Here is a 7,736-nt window from a genome sequence, read left to right on the forward strand (position 1 = left end):
TGATCTTATTCTTCGTGCTGAAGGATTAGAATGCGGTGTTCATGGCACGCTTACTAAGAAAGCATTAATAAATCAAGATTGTTATGATTACATGTAAATGTTGACATATAGTAGAACGAAACGTTGTCTGAAAGTATTCACGATTTCTCCCTTGCTGCTTACCCCCTAACTGTAGAGTGAAGTCAGATAAAAAACTTCTTACAGACTAAATGGTGTACATACATAGGAAGAGTCAAGACAGCGGCAAAAGATATGGCAGAAGCCACGGCAGCAACTTTACCATTCAAGAAAGACGTGGACCAGACACCATACTCAGGATTAAAAAAACCGTTAATAGAGATATCGAAAAATATCACCAGTGGTAAAGATATAGTTAGTGCAATCCCTGCAGCAACAACATTGAGGAAAACAGTAGCGAAATTATTCAAATTAACCACAAAAAAAACCTTATATTTTCTATATAAAACACTGGTTTATACTGTAATAAACAATATAAACCAAAAGATTAGATTCATTGTAATCAAGAATTACAAGATTACTAATCTACCAACATTGTTCACATCTTGTTTTGTTTCGATTACATGAAGAAATGCGCGTACTTGGTTGTTGTCATGTAGTACCACATAACAACGTGAATAGACGTTGCAATGAAGATTCTTAGAAACGCTGACAGCTTATCCATGTTGTGAGGGTTCATGCAGTCCTCATCACCATCAATAAGCATTTTAGCTTGCTGAACGACATAGTAGTTAAGCATGAATAAAAACAGCATCATAACAATGGACAGTACATGCTCTGAGCCAAACTCGCTCATTAGCTGAGAAATTGACTTCTTGCCCACAAGAACATCGGTAATCCAAAGTGTTCTGTATTTTTCAGTCAGTGATAAATAGATGTTGTGAGGGATCAAAGCGAACCAACTTAACGCCATAGTGCCAATCATTGAGTTAACGATAAGCGAACCAATTGTCATGCCGCTTGATGAGCTTTTAATGTTTGATGCAGTTGCTTGTGCGTTTGGGTTTTCCATGATGACTCTCCCTATTGTTGGTTACTGGCTTCATTGCCTTTATTCACTCTCTGATACCTATATTACTACAATGGTGAACCATTAAATAAGCATATTACTCTTCTTCGCTGGAATATTTATTAAGGGAAGTATTCAGCTGTATCAACGGTCTTAATGATTTTATTCGTTAATAACCTAACGAATCCCCCTTGCAGTGCGTAAACCATATTTCGAATATGGTTTGAAGAGAAAATGATAAGGTCAGGTCTTGCGTTTTGCCACGCATTGCTAAAACTTATCCACTCTTCTCATACTGTTAATCCCCGTGATGTTTCACGGGGGTAGATTCCACCTTTCCTTCAGCGTAGCTACCTTAAGTTCTTTTTCGATCAGTTTGTAGGTGTTTGAGGGGTATAAAAAGCCTCGCGCTTGGCGAGGCTTTGGTTATCTAAATGTTCTGGATGCATCTCGATAAAAGTTTTCATGACTGCCCAACGCCATTAAGGTCAGGACTAACGTCCCGTCTTCATCGTAGTTGTACCCAAGCAAGGTGAGCTGCTTGTTCATCTTAAACTTGTGCACCCTAAGAAAAGACAAATCGCCTTTCTTCATCACGCCAATAAAAGGGTTTTCTATAACCTCTTTCACAGCTTTATCTAGATCTTGTTTCTGGTTTTTGTGTAGCTTTTTTACTGTCTTGGCAAATGTCGTAGTTTGCTCAATCTTTGTTACTTTCGCTAAATTCATAAGAGGTCGTATTCCCGTGCTCTAATTCGGCTTTAGCGATGATTGCCTGCAGTACGAACTCGTAGGTTAAGTCAGGGTTATCCTCCATGATCTTGCCTATTTTCGCCCAATGCTCAATTTGCTTGGGGGTCGTTCGATTTAAAGCTGTTCCAATGGTTGCAGCTCTATCTACTAGGCTCTCATCAAGTCTAACGCTTGTAGTAGCCATATGTATTACCTTGGTCATTTGTTTGTTGATGTCAATTGTAGCGCATTGCATCATATGTGGCAACTTGCAACAAAAGCCCTGCTAGTGGGCTTTTTCACTTCTCATAAGTGACAATGAACTTAGCCTCTAAGGTCGTGCTCTTCTGATGGCCCCCCCATACCGGAGATAATGCATCATTTACTAAATTAGAAAAAGCTTCTGTCCAAAGGTGTGCCATGAAACTCGAAAATGCCCCAAAGTTTGTTACGACTCCAAATACATTACAGATAATCAGTTAGCTTTGATATACGTTTTAGTATGGTAAAAACCCATGAACAGGGTGTGAATGAGTAAAAGGTCTAGCCAATAATGGGGCAAATGTATGGTACGCCCTGTTTTGCAAGTGAATCAGCAAAATAACAGAGTTGGATTGCGCTAATGTATTCAGAGTCTATTTGAGACTTTCATTAGTCCCAGCTCTACGATGAGATCCGCGCCAGATTGTCCTCATAAATGAGAAAGCACTTTTACTGCTGTTCTGCCCCTCAGGTCTTCAATCTGGTGGTCTAACCGTTTTGTCATCTTGGTTTATCATATGCAAATCTTGGTTATGCTTTTACTTCGAATGCTTTGTGAGAGTTCATCACTGACCATGCAATACGAGCCAATTTATTAGCTAGTGCTACAACAGCGACATTGAATGGTTTTCGGCACTTCAAATTAATGAGCCATGAACCAAAGTAGCGCTCCGCAGATGCATCCCTCCACATTACGGCTCTAGCTGCATGAACAAATAATTCTCTTAGCTCTTTGTTTCCGCGCTTCGATATACCCAACAATCGAGGTTTCCCTCCCGTTGTATATTGAAACGGCACTAACCCTATCCATGCTGCAAAGTTTCGCCCATTAGCAAAGTCTTTTGGATCACCTACAGAAGACAAACAACACGAAGCTGTCATCGGGCCTACACCTGGTATAGTTTGAAGCAAAGCATACAGCTCGTTTTCTTTATTAAGTTCGATTAACTTTTGGTCTTGAGCTGTAATCTTTTCATTTAATTGGTTGTAATAATTTAGTTGTTCGCGAAGTTCAATAATGAGCAGAGGCGGGATTACTGCATCTTTATCTGCTAGCCACTGGAACAACTTTTTCATATTGGCATGGCCACGAGGAAAGCTGATGCCAAACTCTAGCAAGATGGAACCAATTCTATTCATGCATGAGGTTCTTTCGCGAATATATCCCGTTCTGATTCTCCGAATAACCGTACTAATTTGAGCTTGTTCACTCTTAGGAGAAACAAATCTCATATTAGGTCTAGTAGCAGCTTCGGCAATAGCGTCAGCATCAATGAAGTCATTTTTGTGGCTCTTAACGTATGGCTTTACATACTGTGCTGGTATCAGCTTAACATTATGACCATATTCTTGGCATCTTCGAGCTAGCCAATGTGCACCACAACAGGCTTCCATTGCTATGGTTGTCGTTTCTTGTTGGGAGATGAATTGAACGAGCTTAACTCGGCTCAATTTGTGTCGGTAAATTTCGCGGCCAGAATGGTCATGACCAATGAGATGGAAAACCGACTTCCCGAGATTTATACCAATAACTTTTATAACTGACATGATGGCACCTCTAAATGTACTGCGACATAGCTAATTTTAACGTAGGTGTGGGGCGTACCATCTAATTAATGAGTTATGTCACTACTCATTTTTGCCTTTTTCATTAGCATTAAAACTCAATCTATCGACCGTATTGCTCAATAATAAAGTGCTCAAAATCATCACACATTTGGTCATTCGACTTTGCATTATTCGCTAATTCAGTTGCTCCATCAACGATCGATACCTTCGCATTCAAATCCGCGACTGGTGCACGTTCTCTTGTCGACAGCTGTTTGATTTTTTGTTCTTCAATCGCCCAAGCTTGCTCTGGTGATAAGTTGCACTCGTCAGCGAGGTATTTGGCGTTAAAACCTTCCCCTGTCAGGCTTTTGATTGTCCCATCATGATTCACGCTATTGCCTTTGTGCCAGTAGTGCTTAGCTAACAAAGGGCCGATTTCTGGGTTATCCGTTAAGTAGCCAAACTTGTCGGTGAAATAAGCACGAGTTTGATACACCGCCATGTGAGCCAATAGATAGCCTTGATATGAACAAGATGCTTCATCCGACAATAGATGTGGGATCGCCATCAGTGGGCGAGGGCTACAAGCCAATCCAAGAATTGCCTTTTCACTGCTACGTGCAAGTGCCGTGATTTTTTCAGGTGTTAGATCCTCATCTGCTAGCTCGTAAAGTGCTCGCTCAAAGTAAGGGACCACAAGAATACTGCGCTCTTGATAGGCTCTAAACGGTTGTTTGTTATCAATAATGGCTTTAATCAATTCGTCTGGCACAGGTTGGCCTTCTGAATTAAGCGCGTACTGTTTTAACCAATCGGCGTCATTCAACAAGCTGTCACAGAACATAGATTGAGTTTCAGCGTAAGCCATCGAGGTGGGTGCAAATTCTTGAGAGAAACAAGGCGCGTTCATTTTTACATTAGCAAAATGCGCCGCGTGTCCACCTTCGTGAAACAAGGTGTTAATCCCATCATAACCACTGCCTATTTGATCGGGCTTAGCGTTGCTCGTGAAATTAACTTGAGCCGCAACCCAAGCGCCTTGGTCGTAGAAAGAAGGGATTGGCCCATGACAGAAACCATTAGGGTATTTTCCTTTACGATCAAGCAAATCCAATTTCAACGTGGCTTGAGAGTATTCGATGTTCAGGCGACCAAAAGATTCTATCCAGCGTCGAAGTGACTTTGAGAACGGAACATAAGGATCAAGATCATTCATAACGTCACCTGCAAAAGAGTAGGTAAAGTTATGGGCTTGAAGTGCATTCTCGCCTTTCTGTTCTGCCAAATTGGCTAGGCTTTGCTGATGGCTATCACGCGTGCGTGCTTCGAAGTCATCCAGAATCGTAAACAGTTGTTCTGTCGTCATCTGTTCGGTTTTCAGCACTGAGTAATCAAAGAAGGTTTTAAACCCCAGTGATTGAGCAAATTGGTTACGTTTTTTGATCAGCTCAATAAAGCCGTTAGCCAGCAGCCATTGCTCTAAACCTAATAGTGCTTGATGCGCAGAAAGCCTAACTTGTTCATTACCATTACTTCTAACGGCTGAACCTAAAACGGGCAGCGACCCTTCTGTTTCGTCGCCTGTTTCATTTACGTAAGTCATCACATGATTTTGTTTTTTCTCAAACAGTTCAGCCTCAAACTTTATGAGTTCGGCTTTAAGCTTCTGTGACTGTTCAGACTCAATAGCGTGAGATCTAAAGGTCGCTAACCAACCATTCAAGCCTGTCAGTGTACTCTCTTTTTCGAGGGGGTCTTGAATTTCATCGATAACAGCGAGTTGCGTTTCGATAGCAGTAATCTGTTCGGCAGAGCTAAGAAATTCCGTCCACTGAGTCTGCGCGAGTGTCGAACCATCGTGGTCGTCACTGATCCCCATATATGTATCCCAAAAGAAGTCTTCTTTCGCTTTATGAGTCGCAAGATACTTTTGATTCAATTGGTTGAGATAGTTCGTTGCAGTCATGACATTCCTTGAAAATTAACCAGTAATTTCAACATTATGACACATTCATTGAATGTATTTTGTGATGATAGATATAACTGAATGCAAGTCACAGCCTATCGGTTTACTTTACAGCATATTAGTGATAATTAATTAACTGTTAATGGTTTGTTGTTTGCTAGTATTAATTTGAAATTGTTCGCTGATTTCTCCAGCCTTTTATTGAGTAAATGGATGTACTCAAGGTCAGCGCTTTTGTAAGGAAGAGGTTTAGGATGGATCCTATTTTATATATCGAAGTTGGTGGTGTTGTTTGGCAAGTCTTCCCTGATGGTACTTGGCTTCAATTACCTGCTACGCAGCCAAAAGTTGAAGGCGTGCAAGTCGTCAGCATTGAACCTCAGAATTTACAAGAGGCTCAGCCCTTAACTGAGCCACAAATAGACGCAGTTGAACAACAGTTGGAAAACGTGGTCACCGAACTCGTTAACAACATTCAAAGCGCACCTCAACAGCCTAACTCAGTAAATGACCAACCTAGTTCCAGTGCCTCTTTTATTGCTTATGTTCGTTCCACCTTAGATGAAACGCTTGCAGAGGCGGGTTTTGATACGCGTCCTACAGAATATGTCGACGAAGATACAACCTCGAATGAGGGTAACCTTGATATTTTGTTACCTAGTGCACTCTTAACCGTTGATATTTTAGATGGTGGTGACGGTTACGAAAACCAGTTTGAAGTACCAGGTGTCACGATTACGGGCACGGCTGTGGATGTTCGAGACGGGCGTACCATTGTTCTGACCATCACTGATGTTAACGGAAACACAGTAACCACCACAGCCATCACAAACGATGAAACGTATGTCGTCAATGGGGTCGACCTCTCTTCATTGGAAGAGGGTGATCTCCAAGTCGACGCGGTCATTGCTGATGATTTTGGCAATAGCATTACAGCTAACGATTCCACAATCAAAGACACATTAGCCAACATTGAGGTTGACTTCGATGGCTTTGGTGATGAGTTTTATAACAAGTTTGAAGTAGAGAATGGCGCATTAGTTGGTACTGTAGTCAATGTTGAAGATGGACAGACTATTTCAATAACGATTACAGACAGTAACGGCTTATCTGTGAGTTACTCAACGGTAGTCTCAGGAAATAGCTGGACGCTCGAAAACCAAGATTATTCCAATTTCGCCGAAGGTGAACTCACTGTTGTTGCAAGCACCATAGATATTGCCGGAAACCCTACCACAGCAACGGATACCATAGAAAAAGATACGATTGACCGGATTCTCGTTCGATTTGATGGATTTGGTGATAACTATTATAACGAAAATGAAGTTGGCAAAGGTGCTCTGATTGGAGCGATCTTCAATGTCGAAGACGGCCAAGCTATTGATATTAAGATTACAGATAGCAATGGTTTATCTGTTGACTATACCACAGTTGTTTCTGGTAATTTTTGGAGCCTGAAAGACCAAGATTATTCTGGCTTTGCCGAAGGTGAGTTGACGGTTGTTGCTAGCACGACTGATGTTGCAGGCAATACTATTTCTTCTACCGATACAATTATCAAAGACACGTTAGTGAACATTGGTGTTGATTTTTCTGCCTCTGATGATGAGTTTTATAACCAAGCTGAAGTCTCTAATGGAGCCTTGGTTGGTACTGTGGCAAATGTGGAAGATGGTCAAACTATATCCATTACGATCACCGATGTTAGTGGCAAATCGGTTGATTATTCCACGGTTGTGTCTGGAGGTACTTGGACTCTGACTGGCCAAGACTATTCAGGTTTTGCTGAAGGTGAGCTAACGGTTGAAGCAAGCGTTACGGACGTTGCGGGCAATACAGCAACATCTAGCGATACCATCGTCAAAGATACACTAGTTAGTATTGGCGTCGATTTCTCTGCATCGGATGATGAGTATTACAACTCAGCAGAAGTGAGCAATGGCGCATTGGTTGGAACGGTACTAAATGTTGAAGATGGGCAAACCATTTTCATTACTATTACGGATAGTGCTGGCACCTCGGTTGATTATTCCACGGTTGTGTCTGGTGGTACTTGGACTCTCACTGGTCAAGATTATTCAGCCTTTGCGGAAGGTACGCTAACGGTAGAAGCAAGCGTTACGGACGTTGCAGGCAATACCGCCACTTCTAGCGATACCATCGTCAAAGATACGTTGGCGGACATCAGTGTGGATTTTG

At 41.7% G+C, this 7,736-nt stretch carries 6 protein-coding genes; 1 reads left to right on the forward strand and 5 read right to left on the reverse strand.

The window, feature by feature from the left end; genetic code table 11:
* Window positions 1–577: 577 nt before the first annotated feature.
* The 5 genes from AB6E30_RS22155 to AB6E30_RS22175 all read right to left on the reverse strand — a co-directional run bounded on the left by AB6E30_RS22155 (window position 578) and on the right by AB6E30_RS22175 (window position 5,537).
* Window positions 578–1,030: a hypothetical protein gene (locus AB6E30_RS22155; protein ID WP_372105277.1), complete on the reverse strand. Its 453-nt coding sequence runs from the start codon at window positions 1,028–1,030 to the stop codon at window positions 578–580.
* A gap of 423 nt (window positions 1,031–1,453) precedes the next feature.
* Window positions 1,454–1,756 carry a type II toxin-antitoxin system RelE/ParE family toxin gene (locus tag AB6E30_RS22160; protein ID WP_048660731.1) on the reverse strand — a complete coding sequence of 101 codons (303 nt, stop codon included), beginning with the start codon at window positions 1,754–1,756 and terminating at the stop codon, window positions 1,454–1,456.
* Window positions 1,728–1,964 (reverse strand): TA system antitoxin ParD family protein, encoded by a 237-nt coding sequence (locus AB6E30_RS22165; RefSeq protein ID WP_017100443.1) that lies wholly within the window; start codon window positions 1,962–1,964, stop codon window positions 1,728–1,730. The genes AB6E30_RS22160 and AB6E30_RS22165 overlap by 29 nt, the downstream gene beginning before the upstream one ends.
* A gap of 587 nt (window positions 1,965–2,551) precedes the next feature.
* A complete protein-coding gene (locus AB6E30_RS22170; RefSeq protein WP_372105279.1) occupies window positions 2,552–3,568 on the reverse strand; it encodes an IS110 family transposase in 1,017 nt (338 codons plus the stop codon).
* Window positions 3,569–3,689: 121 nt separating this feature from the next.
* A complete protein-coding gene (locus AB6E30_RS22175) occupies window positions 3,690–5,537 on the reverse strand; it encodes a M3 family metallopeptidase (protein WP_372105281.1) in 1,848 nt (615 codons plus the stop codon).
* A 254-nt stretch (window positions 5,538–5,791) separates the two neighbouring features.
* Between AB6E30_RS22175 and AB6E30_RS22180 the strand changes: the two genes are divergently transcribed.
* The coding region (locus AB6E30_RS22180) for an Ig-like domain-containing protein (protein WP_372105283.1) at window positions 5,792–7,736 on the forward strand (1,945 nt) is incomplete at its 3' end.

The organism is Vibrio sp. 10N.247.311.12, assembly GCF_041467515.1.
GTDB lineage: Bacteria > Pseudomonadota > Gammaproteobacteria > Enterobacterales > Vibrionaceae > Vibrio > Vibrio crassostreae_C.